We start from the raw sequence: 16587 nt of genomic DNA, 5'->3' as shown, positions 1-16587 counted from the left end.
AAGTAAAGCTTGATCGCTCTCATTGTTAATTTAGTTATCCAATACATAGCACGGCCTTATGTTAGCTATGGAAGGATGAAACATAATGAGAACTTCAATATCAATATCAAAGCGTGGGAGCCGGTACCAGGCAAGAGTGCTCTGGTATGATGACCAGAATAAACGTCACGAAAAAAGCGCCGGGATACACGATAAGCGCCGGGATGCAAAAGCAACTGCGGAACGTGTTCGGGATGAACTCCAGAAACAACTTAATCCCGATCTTACGGAAATTACGCTATCCGACTATTACCAACGTTGGTACCGGCTGTATAAGGAACAGGGTATAACCAGGATCACTCAGAACCGCTACAAGGTGATTGGCAATGTCCTAACCAAGTACTTCAGCAAAAGGAAGCTTAAGGACGTTCGCAAGTCCGATTACCAGGCCTTCATTAACTGGTATGGTGCTAACCATGCAAGGGATAGCGTCAACAAGCTAAACGGAGCTGTTAAGAAAATGGTGTCATTTGCTCTTGATGATGAAATCATTCGTAAGGACTTCACCAGCAATATTCAAGTAATCTCCAATAAAGACCGTGAAAGGAAGGTTGAGTACCTCAATCAGAAAGAAACGGCGCTCTTGATGGATGCGGTTAAGGGTGAACTTGATCCCGACCATCCGGTTAAATACATGATCCTAACGGCGCTCTTAACAGGGATGCGGAAAAGTGAAATTCAAGCGCTGACTTGGAACGATCTTGACTACCTTCATTCCACGATCAATATTAATAAATCGTGGGATGAAATAGAAAAAGCCTTCAAGCCAACCAAGACCTTGAGCAGCCGGCGGGTGATTCCAGTTAACCGTGAACTACTCAAAATGTTAGCAAGCCTAAAGGCTAATAATTCTACAATGGTTTTCTATTCGCCGGAATATGACCAGGTACCGACGGGTAACGCCCTAAATAAAGCGCTACGCCTTATTATGCATCAACAGGCGATCGCTAAACAAGGGTTTCACTTTCACTCCCTGCGCCACGTACACGTCGCCTATCTGCTAGGAAAGGGCGTTGACGTCTACGCTATCTCTAAACGATTGGGCCACTCAGATATTACGATCACTCTCAAAACCTACAGTTATCTGATTGACGAGTACAAGGCCCAGAATGATGATCTGATTGTTAAGAAACTTCAGGAGTTGATCTAGCCTAACTGTGGTAAGATTGTGGTAAAGATTTTAGAAAATGTTGATATATCAACGATTAACAAGGCTATTAAATTCCTGTTTGGGGCACTTGTTTTTAAGGCTCGCATTTATGCGGGTCTTTTTTTTGCCCCTAAAAGGGTAATACAAATGAATTCAAAAAAATCCCCACCTTTGAAAGATGGGGATGATAATTGAAATTACTTTTCTTCAGCAGGTGCTTCCTTAGCCCACTTACGAATAGCTTCAATCTTCTTTTCTTTTAAAGCTCGCTTGTACTTAGGAGCAATTGGACGACGACCTTGAACGCCGTGTGGATGTGCTTTGCGCATGTTTATGCCTCCTTTATCTCTCGTAAATAATTCAACATTCCGATTATAACGAAAGTCACTCTAAATAGCAACTGTCAATAATTCACGTAAAATCTGAGGTGCAAGAATGGACAAGTCCTTACAAAATGAGTACAATGTTGTTTGTATTGGTGGAACCTATTTGGGCGTACCTTGTTAAAAAATGAACTAATTTAGCTGTATTTTTTACGCAATGGTGATAGACTAAGTAGGTACATGAATTATTTTCCTAAAGGAGGAAATTACAGTATGACTGTAAAGATTGGTATTAATGGTTTTGGCCGGATCGGTCGTCTGGCTTTCCGTCGGATTCACGAACTCAACTCTAGTGAAATCGAAGTTGTTGCAATTAACGACTTGACGACGCCGTCCATGTTAGCTTACTTACTTAAGTACGACTCCACGCACGGTAAGTTCCCGGGCGAAGTTTCAGCTTACGAAGAAGGAATTGTCGTTGACGGCAAGAAGTACCCAGTTTACGCTGAACGCGATGCTAAGAACATTCCGTGGGTTGCAAACGATGGTGTTGACTTTGTTCTTGAATGTACTGGTTTCTACACCTCCGCTGAAAAGTCCCAAGCACACTTGGATGCCGGTGCTAAGCGGGTTCTGATTTCTGCCCCTGCTGGTAACATCCCGACGGTTGTTCCTGGGGTTAACCTGGACACACTTAAGGCAGACGATAAGATCGTTTCCGCAGGTTCCTGCACCACTTCTTGCCTTGCCCCAATGGCTTACTTCCTGAACAAGGAATTCGGCCTTAAGGCAGGTACGATGACGACGATCCACGCATTCACTTCCACGCAAGCCATTCTTGACGGTCCTCGTGGTAAGAAGATGCGTAACAACCGTACTGCAAGCACGAACACGATTCCGCACTCTTCTGGTGCAGCTAAGGCCATTGGTCTGGTTATCCCAGAACTGAACGGTAAGCTTTCTGGTCACGCACAACGTGTTGGTGTTGTTGACGGTTCCCTGACGGAACTTGTTTCCATCATGGACAAGCACGTTACGGTTGACGAAATCAACGCCGCTATGAAGAAGGCTACGGAAGGCAACGACGCCTTTGGTTACACTGAAGACCCAATCGTTTCCTCCGACATCATTGGTTCCACTTACGGTTCCGTCTTTGACCCATCTCAAACGGAAATCATGGAAGCTGATGATGGTTCCCAATTAGTTAAGACTGTTGCATGGTACGACAACGAATACGGTTTCACCAGCAACATGATCCGTACCCTGATCCACTTTGCTAGTCTGTAAGCAAAGCTTGAATTAAGGTGATTTAAAAAGGCGGGAGGAGGTGACTCCCCCGCCTTTTATTTTAATCGAGGAGGAAAAAACATGGCTAAATTAACGGTTGAAGATTTAGACCTGGCCGGTAAGAAGGTCTTAATGCGCGTTGACTTTAACGTGCCAATTAAGGATGGTGTTGTTGGTGACGACAACCGGATCGTGGCAGCATTGCCAACCATCAAGTATGTATTGGACCACGATGGGAAGGCAATCCTGTTCTCCCACCTGGGACGGATCAAGAAGGAAGACGATAAGCCGGGTCTTTCCATGCGCCCAGTTGCTGAACGTCTGTCGAACTTACTGAACAAGCCGGTAACCTTTGTTCCAGTAACAGAAGGTCCGCAATTAGAAGACGCCATCGCTAAGATGGAAAATGGCCAAGTATTGGTTGTTCAAAACACCCGTTATGAAGACGTTAAGGATGGCGAATACGTTAAGCGCGAATCTGGTAACGATCCAGAATTGGGTAAGTACTGGGCATCCTTAGGTGACCTGTTCATCAACGATGCCTTTGGGACTGCTCACCGTAAGCACGCTTCTAACGTTGGTATTGCTACCAACATGCCTGGTAAGGCTGCTGCTGGTTTCTTGATGGAAAAGGAAATTAAGTTCTTGGGTGATGCGGTTACCAACCCAGTACGCCCATTCGTTGCCATCCTGGGTGGGGCCAAAGTTTCTGACAAGATCGGGGTTATCAATAACCTGCTCGACAAGGCTGATAAGGTCATTGTCGGTGGGGGGATGACTTACACCTTCTACGCCGCTAAGGGAATCAAGATTGGAAACTCCCTGGTCGAAGAAGATAAGATTGACGTTGCCAAGGAAATCATTGAAAAGGCAGGCGATAAGCTGGTTCTGCCAGTAGATAACGTTGTGGCCAACAAATTCGCCAATGACGCCGAAACTAAGGTTGTCGAAGGCGACATTGATGACGGCTGGATGGCCCTGGACATTGGTCCAAAGTCTATCCAAGAGTTTAAGAACGTCTTAGCTGACGCCAAGACGGTTGTTTGGAATGGTCCAATGGGTGTCTTTGAAATGAGTAACTTTGCTAAGGGAACCTTGGAAGTTGGTCAATTCTTAGGAACGCTTGAAGGGGCAACCACGATCGTTGGTGGGGGTGACTCCACGGCCGCTGCTAAGCAACTTGGAATTTCAGACAAGCTAACCCACATCTCAACTGGTGGGGGTGCATCATTGGCATACCTTGAAGGAGATGTCCTTCCGGGAATTGCCGCTATTTCTGATAAGTAATTTTAAGAGAAGCTGTGACAGAGGTGTCGCAGCTTCTTTTGAATCCAATTCAGTAGGATTCTAATGGACGTTTTGGGGGCTGTTACATGCGAAAACCATTAATTGTTGGGAACTGGAAAATGTACAAGACAATCACTGAGGCGGTTGATTACGTTGACCAGGTTAAAGATGCCCTACCAGACCCGGCTAAAGAAGAGGTTGAGCTGGCCGTGCCAACCCTCTTCTTAGAATCACTAGTTGAACACACCAGGGGGACGGCTCTAAAGATTGTGGCGGAGAACTGTTTTTATCAAGATGAGGGGGCCTTCACCGGGGAGACTAGTCCCTTAGCCCTACGCGAATTAGGGATCAAGCACGTTATCATTGGCCATTCTGAGCGTCGGCGCCTGTTTTTTGAGGACGATACCACCGTTAACAAGAAAGTTCGCGCGGCCTTAAACGCCGGGATTTGTCCAATCCTATGCGTAGATGAGACCATGAAGCGTAAGCAGGAACACGATAAGATTGTCTGGGTGGTCAGCCAAGTTATCTCTGGCCTCCAGCAGGTCAGTGAAGAAGAATTAGCGCGGGTAACGGTTGCCTATGAGCCTAGCTGGGCAATTGGGAGTGGTAACGAAGCTGCTACCCCCGCAGAGGCGAATGAGGGTTGTTACCTAATCCGTCAAACGATCGCCCACCTGTACAGCGAGCAAGCTGCCGAGCGGGTTCGGATCTTATATGGCGGAAGTGTTAATTTGGCTAATATAAAACTTTTGATGCAAAAAGATGACATCGATGGAGTTTTAATTGGCCGAGCAAGCCTTGATGCAGCCACCTTTTTAAAGATGGTTAATTACCAATCCTGTTAATCCAAAAATGGATAAGATTAAATTTAAAAGGAAATTAGGGATCTGACTTGTTTTAAACTGATCAAGATAATAAAATGGAAAGCGGAATTGCTATCCAAATAAAATCAAGAGGAGAGAGTCATCTAATGTCACTTATTACAGATATTTTTGCCCGTGAAGTCCTTGATTCACGTGGTAACCCAACCGTTGAAGCTGAAGTCTACACCGAAGATGGTGGTGTTGGTCGGGGAATTGTCCCGTCCGGTGCTTCAACTGGTGAACACGAAGCTGTTGAACTTCGTGACGGTGACAAGAACCGCTTCGGTGGTAAGGGCGTATTAAAGGCCGTTGCCAACGTTAACAACGTAATCGCTAAGGAAATCGTCGGGATGGAAGTTACTGACCAAGTTGCAATCGACAAGGCCATGATCGCCCTCGATGGTACGCCAAACAAGGGTAAGTTAGGTGCTAACGCTATCTTAGCCGTTTCCCTGGCAACCGCACGGGCTGCTGCGGATGAACTGCAAGTTCCTCTTTATAACTACTTGGGCGGCTTCAACGCTCACGTTTTGCCAACGCCGATGATGAACGTTATCAATGGTGGGGCCCACTCTGACAACAAGGTGGACTTCCAAGAATTCATGATCATGCCAGTTGGTGCCCCAACCGTTCGGGAAGCTATCCGGATGGGATCTGAAACTTTCCACGCCCTGAAGAAGGCCTTGGAAGCTGATGGCAAGGTTACTTCCGTTGGTGACGAAGGTGGTTTTGCACCGGACTTTGCTAACAACGAAGAACCATTTGAATACCTGATTAAGGCTATCGAAGCTGCCGGCTACAAGCCAGGCAAGGACGTTGCAATTGCCTTTGACGTGGCTGCTTCTGAACTTTGGAATGATGAAGACAAGAAGTACAAGCTTCACTGGTCAACTGGTGAAGAATACACCACGGAAGAATGGATTGAATACCTTTCCGGTATCATTGCTAAGTACCCAGTTGTTTCTGTTGAAGACCCAATTGATGAAAACAACTGGGAAGATTGGGTAACTTTGACCAACAAGCTTGGTAAGAAGGTTCAATTAGTTGGTGACGACTTCTTTGTTACCAACACTGACTACCTTGCAAAGGGAATCAAGATGGGTGCTGCCAACTCTATCCTGATTAAGCTTAACCAAATCGGTACTTTGACGGAAACTGTTGAAGCTATCGAAATGGCTAAGGAAGCTGGTTACACGGCCATTGTTTCCCACCGTTCTGGTGAAACCGAAGACACGACGATCGCTGACTTGGTTGTTGCTACTAATGCTGGCCAAATCAAGACTGGTTCCATGAGCCGGACTGACCGTCTTGCTAAGTACAACCAATTAATGCGGATTGAAGATAACCTTGGCGACGTTGCTAAGTACAAGGGGATTCGTTCCTTCTACAACCTTAGTGAACAAGCTAAGCAAGATATTGAGAACCGTTAAGATGGTTTAAATTGGCATAGGTCCAAATGAAAAGTGGTCGAGCAATCAAATGATTGCCCGGCCGCTTTTTTGGTTTGAAATTAAATTTTGATGAGATCGACTTGTTGCCCGGACTCAGAAGATGGCCTATAATTGAACGCAGTTGTTTTACAGTTTACAGTTGAAAAAGGGCGGTTAACCGCCCCCATTACTTTAGAGAGGAATTGATTTGATTATGCAGCAGCAGTCAAGTGGCGCCCCCAAACTGAGGCGCTCGATGACGGCCGGCCAAATGGAGATGATCTCTTTAGGAGGCGCCATCGGGGTTGGTCTATTTATGGGATCCACCTCCACCATCAAGTGGACTGGGCCGTCGGTAATCCTAGCCTACGCCTTTGTCGGACTAATTTTGTATATTGTAATGCGGGCGCTGGGGGAGATGATCTACATTAACCCCGGGACGGGTTCATTTGCTGATTATGCCACTGAATATGTTCATCCTTTGGCGGGCTACCTTGCTAAGTGGGCTAACGTCTTCGAATATATTGTGGTCGGGATGTCGGAAGTAGTGGCCGCTACGGAGTACCTCCAGTACTGGTGGCCCCATACGAAGACTTGGGCGGCTGGTCTGATCATCATTGCCTTTTTAGTTTTGGCAAACCTAGCGAGCGCCAAAGCCTATGGTTCACTGGAGTTCTGGTTTGCGATGATTAAAGTGATTACAATCATCTTGATGATTCTCTTAGGCTTTATGATCATTTTCTTTGGCTTTGGCAACGGGGGGCACCCAACTGGCTTTGCCAACCTCTGGCAACACGGCGGTTTTTTTACTGGGGGTGTTTCAGGCTTTTTCTTCTCTATGTCGATTATCGTTGGTTCCTATGAGGGAATTGAATTACTGGGAATATCGGCCGGTGAGGTTGCGAATCCCCAACGGGCAATTGTCAAATCCGTTAAATCGGTTCTCTTCCGGATCCTAATCTTTTACGTTGGGGCAATCTTTGTGATCGTGACCATTTACCCATGGAATCGGCTTAGTGCGGTCGGCTCACCATTCGTATCGACCTTTGCCAAGGTGGGAATTACAGCGGCAGCTTCGCTGATCAACTTTGTGGTCTTGACGGCGGCCCTATCGGGAGCCAATTCGGGGATCTACTCCTCCAGTCGGATGCTCTTCAAACTAGCCCACGAAGGAGATGCACCCAAAATTTTTGGACGGCTCTCTAAACATGTGGTGCCGGATATGGCTATCCTGGGGATTTCCGGGGGGATTTTGATTGGATTTATATTGGATATCGTGGCAACGGCCCTTTCTAAGACGACAACCGACATGTTCGTGATCGTCTTTTCATCATCAGTCCTGCCGGGGATGATTCCATGGTTCGTAATCTTATTGGCTGAACTACGCTTCCGTAAGCATAACGCATCCTTGATGGAAGACCATCCCTTCAAGTTACCTCTGTACCCGTTTTCTAACTATTTTGCCTTCATTATGTTAATAGTGATCGTGGTCTTCATGTTCATTAACCCCGATACCCGAATTTCGGTAATTACCGGAGCCGTTGTCTTAATCGTGGCGGTATTGGCCTACTTAGTTCGTCACCGGGGGAATCTACGTAAAGAAATTAACTAATTCGATAACGGTGGCGCTTTCACGATGAAGCGGCACCGTTATTTTATGCTAGAATGTTTGGGTAGTTAATCAAGGGGGCCAAAATCTGTGATTAGGTTTAAGTTTTTAAAGTATAATAACGTCCGCTCGGTGGTCCGGGCAATCGTGATTGGGGTGATTGTTGGACTGGTGGCCTCGGTCTTTCGCCTCGCTATTCAAGACGTCTTGACCTTAACCAAACGAGCCTTTTTGTTTTTTCACCAGCGTCCGACCTGGCTTTTAGCTTGGGTTGCAGTGACGATTCCTTTGGCGATTTTTCTGGGGCGGATGACCCAGAAAAATCCGAATATCAAGGGGTCGGGAATTCCACAGGTTGAAGGGCAGTTGACCGGTCAGTTTGATGAGCAATGGTGGCCGGTGCTGTGGCGAAAGTTCCTTGGGGGAATCCTATCAATTGGTCCGGGACTCTTCTTGGGCCGGGAAGGACCTTCAATTCAAGTCGGGGCAACGGTTGGTCAGGGAATTGTTGAGGGACGGAGAAAAAAGAAGCTCACCGCCATTGAGCGGCGGGTGGGAATTGCTTCCGGGGCCGCGGCTGGGCTATCAGCCGCCTTTAACGCCCCGATTGCCTCATCAATGTTCGTTTTAGAGGAGGTTTACCATAATTTTTCTCCTTTGGTATGGCTGTCGGTTTTCATCTCGTCAATTAGTGCCAACTTTGTGTCGATGCAGTTTTTTGGCTTGAAACCCAGCTTGGATCTTCCTCACGAGACGTATTTTCCAGTTAATCAGTATGGTTACTTACTGTTGATGGGGCTTTTTTTAGGGCTTTTAGGGCGCTTTTATCAATACGTGATCCTGCACTTAGGGACTTGGAGCCGTAAGGTAAAGTGGTTTAAACCAGCCTGGTATCCGGTGATCCCCTTTTTGTTAGTTATCCCAATCGCCTGGTGGTGGCCTGACACCCTGGGGGGTGGTAACGGATTGATCGTGAACCTAACTAGCCTACCAACCTCGGTGAGCCTATTTTTAGGTCTCTTTGTTCTGCGCTTTACCTTCTCGATGATCTCTTACGGCTCCGAATTACCTGGGGGAATTTTCTTACCAATTCTAACGCTAGGGGCCGTTTTAGGGGGACTTTACTGTGTGATTATGGTTCACTTAGGGTTGATCCCAGACCGTTTTTTAGCGAACTACGTAATCTACGCAATGGCAGGGTACTTTGCCTGCATTTCTAAGGCCCCCTTCACGGCAATCCTCTTGATCACTGAGATGGTCGGTTCATTGGCTCATCTAATGCCACTAGCGGTGGTGGCAGTAGTTTCCTACTTAGTTGTTGATACCTTAGGGGGCGCCCCTATCTACACGGCAATGTTCGAAAACTTTATTCATCGTCAACCACACCAAGCGCTACAGGGAATTACTCAGATGACAACTACCATCTTCGCCGGTACGGCCCTGGATGGAGCGCTGGTTAAAGACGTTGCCTGGCCTCCATCGTGTTTGCTGTTAATGGTCTACAGGGGGGAAGAAGAAATCGTTCCCCATGGTGACACTCGCCTGCAAGTAGGTGATACCCTGGCTATCCAACTGACTGGGGCGGAGCACCTTAAGTCTAAACAAAAGATAACCGTTGCTGCCCACCAAGTGATTAATTAGCAATTTAGGTTTTTCTATGTTAAACTCTAAGGGTTATAGTGTGAGCGGATAGGAGGAAAATCGTGGAAAATACGTTAATGACCCTGTTTTTGATCGATTGCGTGGTCATGATCGCGTGCGTAATGATGCAGCCGGCCAAGAACGATAATGATTCGATGTCTGCTTTGACCGGGGGAAGTGGCGACCTCTTTTCCCGGCGGAAGGCGCGGGGCTTCGAAGCCGTTATGCAAATCGTAACTGTCATTGTGGGAATTATCTTCTTTGTTCTTGCATTGGCACTGGTTTACGTTTCCTCACATTAGTAGTGAGCGCCTCCGTTTAGCGGGGGCTTTTTTTAAATGCGAAAGGAAATAAGATGACAGATTTAAAAACAACCATACTTGATTGCCTAACAAACAACGCTGCCTTAAGCTTTTCGGCCGAAAAGTTGGCACGGGTGTTAGACATGGCAAGTGCTGACCAATTTACACCATTGGTACAAACCCTTGTTCAATTAGAGCGGGAAGGTAAGGTGGAAGTAACCGATGACGGGGAGTTTAAACTCGTTCCCCAGGTTAAGGAATTTACAGGGGTCTTTCACCGGAACCCAAAAGGCTTCGGGTTTGTTTCCTACGACCCGGAGATGCCAGATATTTTTATTAACCCGGACCACACCATGTACGCTTTAACGGGCGATGAAGTGGCGGTTAAGATTTTACGGGCTGGCGATCCAACTCGTGATCAGGGACCGGAGGGGGAAATCACCAAGATTTTAACCCACTCCTATGATCACGTGGTGGGTGAGTTTAAGAATATGACGATGGGTAACTATATTGGGGAAGTAATCCTAAAGGATAAGAAGCTGGGTAACTTCCGCTTCTACGTGACCGACGACGGGATTCACCCGCAGGATAACGAAATAGTAACTGCAAGCATCGCAACTTACCCGAGTGAAGAATCACCAGAAGTGATGACCGGCCCGGCTATGGAAGTGGTCGGGGATAAGGATGAGCCCGGAGTTGATATCTTGTCGGTCGTTTATGCCCACGATGTTCCTCACGAGTTCCCACAGGAGGTCTTAGATCAGGCAAACCAGATTCCACTGACGGTTCAACCGGAAGAAAAAGAGAAGCGCCCAGATTTAACCAGCCAGCCGCTGGTTACAATTGACTCGATCGAATCAAAGGACTTAGACGACGCCGTGGTAGCCTGGAGACTCGATAATGGTAACTATCACCTGGGGGTCCATATTGCTGATGTCTCCCACTATGTTAAGCCAGGAACGCCATTAGACGAGGAGGCCTTTAAGCGCGGAACGTCAGTTTATCTAACCGACCGGGTAATTCCGATGCTACCGCGGCGCCTTTCAAATGGGATTTGTTCTCTAAATCCAGGTGAAGAACGACTGGCAATGTCTTGCGAAATGGAAATTGACCCGCAGGGAAACATTGTTAGTCACAAAATTTTCCCGTCAGTTATCCGCTCTCATGCCCGGATGACCTATAAGGCGGTTAACGCCATTTTAGAGGCACATGATGAAAAGACTCGTCAGGAGTACAAAGACCTAGTACCGATGTTTGAAACAATGGCCGATCTACACCGGATTCTATTAAAGCACCGCCACCAACGCGGGGCGATCGACTTTGAAGCCCCAGAAGCCAAGATCATTGTTGACGAAAATGGTCATCCAACCGACATTCAGCTACGGGACCGGGGGCTTTCAGAACGAATGATCGAGTCCTTCATGCTGGCCGCTAACGAAACGGTTGCCGAGCACTACGACCTAATGCACGTTCCGTTCCTTTACCGGATTCACGAGCACCCCGATACGGAACGGATTAAAAATTTTGCTGAGTTTCTTTCCGTCTTTGGAATTAACATGCCAGGTGATCTAGCCAATGTAAAGCCTAAGATGCTTCAACAGGTCCTGAAAAAGGTAGCCGGTACGCCGGAAGAACAGATGGTTCAAACCATGATGCTACGAAGCATGCAACAGGCTAAGTACTCTGAAGATGAGCTGGGTCACTTTGGGCTGGGAGCTCAGTACTATACCCACTTCACGTCCCCAATCCGTCGATATCCAGACACGACCGTGCACCGGTTGATCAAATGGTACAAGGAAAATGGGACTGGTGAAGAGGCTAAGGCTAAATACCGTGATCGCTTAGCTGAGATTGCGGAACATACGTCCGTTACTGAACGGCGGGGGATTGATACTGAACGCGATGTCGATTCGATGAAGAAAGCCGAATTCATGGAGGACCACGTTGGTGAAACCTTTGACGCCGTCGTTTCTTCCGTGATGAAGTTCGGGCTCTTTGTCGCCCTTGAAAACACGGTAGAAGGTCTAATCCACATCTCGGTAATGAAAGACGACTACTACGAGTATAGCGAAAAGCATATGGCCCTGGTTGGTCGGGATCACCACCACATTTTCCAAATTGGCCAACCGGTTAAGGTAAAACTTCTCCGGGTGGACAAGGACCAACGTGAGGTTGATTTTGAGCTGGTGAACGCTGATGAAGCCCCACTGACCAAATTGCGGATGCCACGTCAAAATGGCCGACGCAACGGCCGGGGGAATGGTAACAATCGACGGAACAATAACTGGCGCCACTTTTCCGATGATCACGGCCGCGACAATGGGAGTCGTAACAGTACCCAAATTAACCGGGGGCAAACCCGTCACCGCGGCGACCGGGATAATAATCGAAACCGGAACCGCCGTCACAATGGTAACGGTCAATCCCGGCGGCACTAAAATCTAAAGGAGGGATCTGGAATGGCGAAAAAGAACCGTCAGGGACTAGACGCCAACCTGATTGCCCAAAATAAAAAGGCCCGCCACGACTACGCGATTACTGAAACCTTTGAAGCCGGGCTGGTCCTGACTGGGACGGAAATCAAGTCCGTTCGGGCTCGGCGGGTCACCTTAAAGGATGGCTACGCGCAGTTTTACGGTGGTGAGCTATGGCTGATGAACGTTCACATTGCTGAATTTGCTGGGGGAAATATATTTAACCACGATCCCCTGCGCAACCGTAAGCTTTTATTGCACAAAAAAGAGCTCAAAAAACTTCAGAGTGAGTTGACTGCTAAGGGGGTCACCCTGGTACCACTCAAGATGTATTTAAAGCACGGCTACGCAAAGGTTCTCCTGGGTCTGGCCTGTGGGAAGCACGAGTACGACAAGCGTAACGCCATCAAGAAGCGGGAACAGGATCGTCAAATTGAGCGGGTTATGAAACATTATTAAAAAAGATAATAAGGGCTCTGGTAATTCAGAAATGAACTACTGGAGCCCTTACTAGTTATGATTGATTGGTGCTACCTCGCCTAAGCGACGGGGGAGCGGGCGGGGATGCCATGCAACCATGGGTTCTCGACCACCTCGGTGGGCCCAGTGGTTTAAGATTGTGGCAACTAACAGGGCCAGGGGTTCGTCCGCCTGGTTAGAGACGGAAATTGCTTGGTAAAGGCCCCCGGTACCTTCAAGGGGGCTAGTGGAAAAGACCAGCCGGTTATTCTGGTATACCCGGTAGCGGTTTGATAGCGGAGTACCAACGACCACCCAATTTAGTCCGCGGATGTAGATCACCTGGCGGATAAACCCGAGTGATTTGGCAACAACACCGACCCGGTGCCGGTTTTGGTAGAGGACAAACTTAGGCCGTAGACCAAGGGTCATTTGCTTGACTTCAGCCAGCAGGTCCCCCTTCATCGTGTATAGGGAGAGAACGTCCTGGCGCAGCCCCCACTTACCGGCAAGTAGGTAACAGGCATTATTCGACTGGTCGTGAATGATGGTTGTGGCTGAACGTTGACTACCATGTTCACGTAGATATAGGGTACGCACCAAAATCCCTCCTTAACGATAAGCTATCTGTATTCTAACAGGAAACGGACGTTATTTCACGAATCGATTACGAAAACGGTTTCGCGAAGGGCTATTCCCAATCCTGGGAGTGTGCTAAAATACTTACGAGGTGTCGGAAGTGAAACAGTTAATTAACAACGATTGGTGGCCAGTCTTAAAACCACAGTTTGAGGCGACCAATTACCAACAATTGCATAATTTTTTGGTGGATGAATACAGCCACCAGCAGGTCTACCCTGAGATGCACCATATCTTTGAGGCCTTTAATTGGACCCCTTTCTCCCAAACTAAGGTTGTGATCTTGGGTCAGGATCCATATCATGGCCCGGGTCAAGCACACGGGTGTTCATTTTCGGTCTTACCGGGGGTGGCCATCCCACCGTCCTTGCAAAATATTTATAAGGAACTAGAGGCAGATCTGGGCTGTCAACCAGTTAACCATGGCTACCTCAAGTCCTGGGCTGAGCAGGGTGTTTTGTTATTGAATTCGGTGCTAACGGTACGTGATGGTCAAGCCAACTCACATCAGGGACACGGGTGGGAGAAGCTCACGGACGCAGCGATTATGGCCTTGTCTGAGCGTCCAACACCAGTTGTCTTTATCCTATGGGGACGGTCAGCCCGCAATAAAAAGCACCTTATTGATCTCAAAAGTAACTTTGTGGTGGAGTCGGCGCATCCGAGTCCCCTGTCGGCGCACCGGGGCTTCTTTGGTTCCCGGCCGTTTTCAAAGACCAACCAGTTTTTGGAAATGACGGGCCAGGCCCCGATTAACTGGCAACTACCGTCAACTATCGATCACTTGTAGTATTCGGGTACGTTTAGAATGGAGGAAACATCGAATGGACATTTTTGAAAAGTTAGCTGATCAATTGCGTGGTCAAGAAAAAATCATCGTTTTCCCTGAAGGGGAGGATCCACGGATTCTTAGCGCTGCCATCCGCTTGAAGCACGACCAACTGATTGAACCAGTGGTTTTGGGAAACCAAGGGGCTATTGAAAGGGTTGCTAAGGAAAACGGTCTTGATTTAACGGGCTTACAGCTCCTTGATCCGGCAACATACCCGGCAAAAGATAAGCAGGCAATGCACGATGCCCTGTTAGAACGTCGTAACGGTAAGAACACCTCTGAACAAGTTGACCAAATGCTAGAAGACATCTCCTACTTTGCCACCATGTTAGTTTACATGGGGAAGGTTGATGGGATGGTTTCCGGGGCGGTCCATGCCACTGGAGACACGGTTCGCCCTGCATTGCAAATCATTAAGACCAAGCCAGGTTCCCACCGGATTTCTGGGGCCTTTATCATGCAGAAGGGTGACGAACGCTATATCTTTGCTGATTGTGCCATTAATATTGAGCTGGATGCCCAGACGATGGCTGAAGTGGCCCTTCAATCGGCTGAAACGGCGAAGCTCTTTGGGATTGATCCAAAGGTTGCAATGCTAAGTTTCTCCACCAAGGGATCCGCCAAGGGTGACATGGTTACTAAGGTTGCCGAAGCAACTAAGTTGGCTAGGGAAGCCAACCCAGACCTGGCTATTGACGGGGAGCTCCAATTTGACGCCGCCTTTGTGCCGTCAGTAGGGGAATTAAAGGCCCCAGGCTCCGATGTTGCCGGCCATGCCAACGTTTTTGTCTTTCCAAGTCTGGAAGCAGGGAACATTGGCTACAAGATTGCCCAACGCTTTGGGGGCTTTGAAGCAATTGGCCCGATCTTACAAGGATTGAACGCACCAGTTGCTGACTTGTCACGAGGGACCGATGAAGAAGCGGTTTACAAGGTAGCCTTAATTACGGCTGCTCAGTCACTATAAGGATTAATATGAAGCAATTTATTTTTGATACTCCAGAACAAACCAAAGAATTGGGCCAACGAATTGCCCAGGGGCTAACCGCTGGCGATGTGCTCGTCTTAAATGGCGATCTCGGTGCAGGAAAAACGACCTTTACCAAGGGACTTGCTACAGGGCTTGGAATTACGGACGTAATTAAAAGTCCTACCTTTACCATCATCCGTGAATACCAGGGAGGACGCCTTCCCCTGTATCACATGGACGTGTACCGGCTTGAAAATGGTGGGGCAGCTGACCTGGGGCTAGATGAGTACTTTGAAGGTGATGGGGTCAGTGTGGTTGAGTGGGCCCAGTTTGCAGAAGATGAGCTTCCCGACGATTACTTGGCACTAACCTTTAAGAGGACTGGACAGGATAACCAGCGGCAGATTGAGGTGGTTCCTAAAGGGGGGCACTTTGTTGCCCTGATGGAGGAGCTGTAATGGCAGATGAAACGGTATCCTTACGGGTAGCCACTCCCAAAGATGCAGAAGCACTTTTGGCCCTATTAAATCAATTACAGCAAGAGACTAACGCAATTACCTACGACAACCTTTCAAGCTTAAAGGTTGAAAAGGAGGCGCAGAACCTGGCTCAGATTGCCCGTTCCACTAACGGGATTGTCCTGTTGGCGAGCTACCAGGACCAATTGATTGGCCTGGCAACAGTGATGCACTTGAGTGATGGGGCTAACGCAGGGGAATTAGGCCTCGCGGTTTTAAGGGACTTTTGGCACAATGGGGTTGGCTCCCTCTTACTTGATGAGACCCTTTATTGGTACCTGAACTATGCTGACTTGGATCATCTGGTGCTCGACGTTTTTAAGAGCAATAAACGGGCCCAACAGTTGTATCAACATTATGGCTTTGTAAAGGTAACCGATTGCGTCATCAAGGATAGCAACGGAATTGATCAGCCTGCGGTTGGAATGGAGTACCGAGGATTAGAAGAATAGTAAAAATTAATGAAGTTTAAAGTGCCCAAGAATAGTTAGACATAAATCTAGCCATTCTTGGGCACTTCATTGATATATTATGGGCTGGATACCCGTCACTTTAGTGATGGGAGGAAAGCCCCCACTCAAGCACCTACGGTGCTTCTTTTCTTGACCTTTTCCCTTTCTTTTTGCACATCTAAATATGATATAATAGATGTATGAAGAAAGTGAGGTGAACCTAATGCAGCAAGCTGTTACTATCAAGTGCAAATTAAAGTTACAGTCATCACTAGATGAAGCGGTTTTAGTTAAATCCTTAGAACAATA

At 47.7% G+C, this 16587-nt stretch carries 16 protein-coding genes; 14 read left to right on the top strand and 2 right to left on the bottom strand.

Going from position 1 to position 16587, the window contains the following annotated elements; translation table 11 throughout:
- The first annotated feature begins 85 nt into the window (after positions 1–85).
- Positions 86–1189: a tyrosine-type recombinase/integrase gene (locus tag AOQ57_RS03650; RefSeq protein WP_093625310.1), complete on the top strand. Its 1104-nt coding sequence runs from the start codon at positions 86–88 to the stop codon at positions 1187–1189.
- A gap of 197 nt (positions 1190–1386) precedes the next feature.
- Here the strand turns inward: AOQ57_RS03650 and AOQ57_RS08390 are convergent, their stop codons facing one another.
- Entirely contained in the window at positions 1387–1518 is a 132-nt protein-coding gene (locus AOQ57_RS08390) for a hypothetical protein (RefSeq protein ID WP_268871486.1), read from the bottom strand.
- A 267-nt stretch (positions 1519–1785) separates the two neighbouring features.
- Here AOQ57_RS08390 and gap point away from each other — a divergent pair, with 267 nt between their 5' ends.
- The 9 genes from gap to smpB all read left to right on the top strand — a co-directional run bounded on the left by gap (position 1786) and on the right by smpB (position 12867).
- Complete coding sequence (gene gap / locus AOQ57_RS03645) at positions 1786–2799, top strand: type I glyceraldehyde-3-phosphate dehydrogenase (RefSeq protein WP_093625308.1); 1014 nt, start codon at positions 1786–1788, stop codon at positions 2797–2799.
- Positions 2800–2880: 81 nt separating this feature from the next.
- Positions 2881–4086 carry a phosphoglycerate kinase gene (locus tag AOQ57_RS03640; RefSeq protein WP_093625306.1) on the top strand — a complete coding sequence of 402 codons (1206 nt, stop codon included), beginning with the start codon at positions 2881–2883 and terminating at the stop codon, positions 4084–4086.
- Positions 4087–4172: 86 nt separating this feature from the next.
- The gene (gene tpiA / locus AOQ57_RS03635) at positions 4173–4934 is read left to right on the top strand and encodes a triose-phosphate isomerase (RefSeq protein ID WP_093625304.1); all 762 of its coding nucleotides are present in this window, start codon (positions 4173–4175) and stop codon (positions 4932–4934) included.
- Positions 4935–5059: 125 nt separating this feature from the next.
- Positions 5060–6382, top strand: a complete 1323-nt coding sequence (eno, locus tag AOQ57_RS03630) for a phosphopyruvate hydratase (RefSeq protein WP_093625302.1) — start codon at positions 5060–5062, stop codon at positions 6380–6382.
- A 214-nt stretch (positions 6383–6596) separates the two neighbouring features.
- Positions 6597–7994, top strand: a complete 1398-nt coding sequence (locus AOQ57_RS03625; RefSeq protein WP_093625301.1) for an amino acid permease — start codon at positions 6597–6599, stop codon at positions 7992–7994.
- A gap of 87 nt (positions 7995–8081) precedes the next feature.
- On the top strand, positions 8082–9632 hold the full coding sequence (locus tag AOQ57_RS03620; protein WP_093625299.1) for a ClC family H(+)/Cl(-) exchange transporter: 1551 nt from the start codon (positions 8082–8084) through the stop codon (positions 9630–9632).
- Between the two features lie 62 nt (positions 9633–9694).
- Positions 9695–9934: a preprotein translocase subunit SecG gene (secG, locus tag AOQ57_RS03615; RefSeq protein ID WP_004563267.1), complete on the top strand. Its 240-nt coding sequence runs from the start codon at positions 9695–9697 to the stop codon at positions 9932–9934.
- A gap of 53 nt (positions 9935–9987) precedes the next feature.
- Positions 9988–12372: a ribonuclease R gene (rnr, locus tag AOQ57_RS03610; RefSeq protein ID WP_093625297.1), complete on the top strand. Its 2385-nt coding sequence runs from the start codon at positions 9988–9990 to the stop codon at positions 12370–12372.
- A gap of 21 nt (positions 12373–12393) precedes the next feature.
- Positions 12394–12867: an SsrA-binding protein SmpB gene (smpB, locus tag AOQ57_RS03605; RefSeq protein ID WP_093625294.1), complete on the top strand. Its 474-nt coding sequence runs from the start codon at positions 12394–12396 to the stop codon at positions 12865–12867.
- 51 nt (positions 12868–12918) lie between these two features.
- On the opposite strand, the gene AOQ57_RS03600 is transcribed toward smpB, so the two are convergent.
- Positions 12919–13467: an LURP-one-related/scramblase family protein gene (locus AOQ57_RS03600; RefSeq protein ID WP_235788999.1), complete on the bottom strand. Its 549-nt coding sequence runs from the start codon at positions 13465–13467 to the stop codon at positions 12919–12921.
- A 139-nt stretch (positions 13468–13606) separates the two neighbouring features.
- On the opposite strand from AOQ57_RS03600, the gene AOQ57_RS03595 reads away from it, so the two are divergent.
- From AOQ57_RS03595 to AOQ57_RS03580, 4 genes are read left to right on the top strand one after another with little or no spacing between them, the layout of a single operon-like run.
- On the top strand, positions 13607–14296 hold the full coding sequence (locus tag AOQ57_RS03595) for a uracil-DNA glycosylase (RefSeq protein WP_093625292.1): 690 nt from the start codon (positions 13607–13609) through the stop codon (positions 14294–14296).
- A 34-nt stretch (positions 14297–14330) separates the two neighbouring features.
- Positions 14331–15305: a phosphate acetyltransferase gene (pta, locus tag AOQ57_RS03590; RefSeq protein WP_093625290.1), complete on the top strand. Its 975-nt coding sequence runs from the start codon at positions 14331–14333 to the stop codon at positions 15303–15305.
- Between the two features lie 8 nt (positions 15306–15313).
- The gene (gene tsaE, locus AOQ57_RS03585) at positions 15314–15766 is read left to right on the top strand and encodes a tRNA (adenosine(37)-N6)-threonylcarbamoyltransferase complex ATPase subunit type 1 TsaE (RefSeq protein ID WP_093625288.1); all 453 of its coding nucleotides are present in this window, start codon (positions 15314–15316) and stop codon (positions 15764–15766) included.
- A complete protein-coding gene (locus AOQ57_RS03580) occupies positions 15766–16278 on the top strand; it encodes a GNAT family N-acetyltransferase (RefSeq protein WP_093625286.1) in 513 nt (170 codons plus the stop codon). The genes tsaE and AOQ57_RS03580 overlap by 1 nt, the downstream gene beginning before the upstream one ends.
- Positions 16279–16587: the final 309 nt, after the last annotated feature.

The sequence above is a fragment of the Limosilactobacillus gorillae genome, assembly GCF_001293735.1.
Taxonomy (GTDB): Bacteria; Bacillota; Bacilli; order Lactobacillales; family Lactobacillaceae; genus Limosilactobacillus; species Limosilactobacillus gorillae.
The sequence above is the reverse complement of the archived record's forward strand: the minus strand, read 5'-3'. Positions and strand labels throughout refer to the sequence as shown.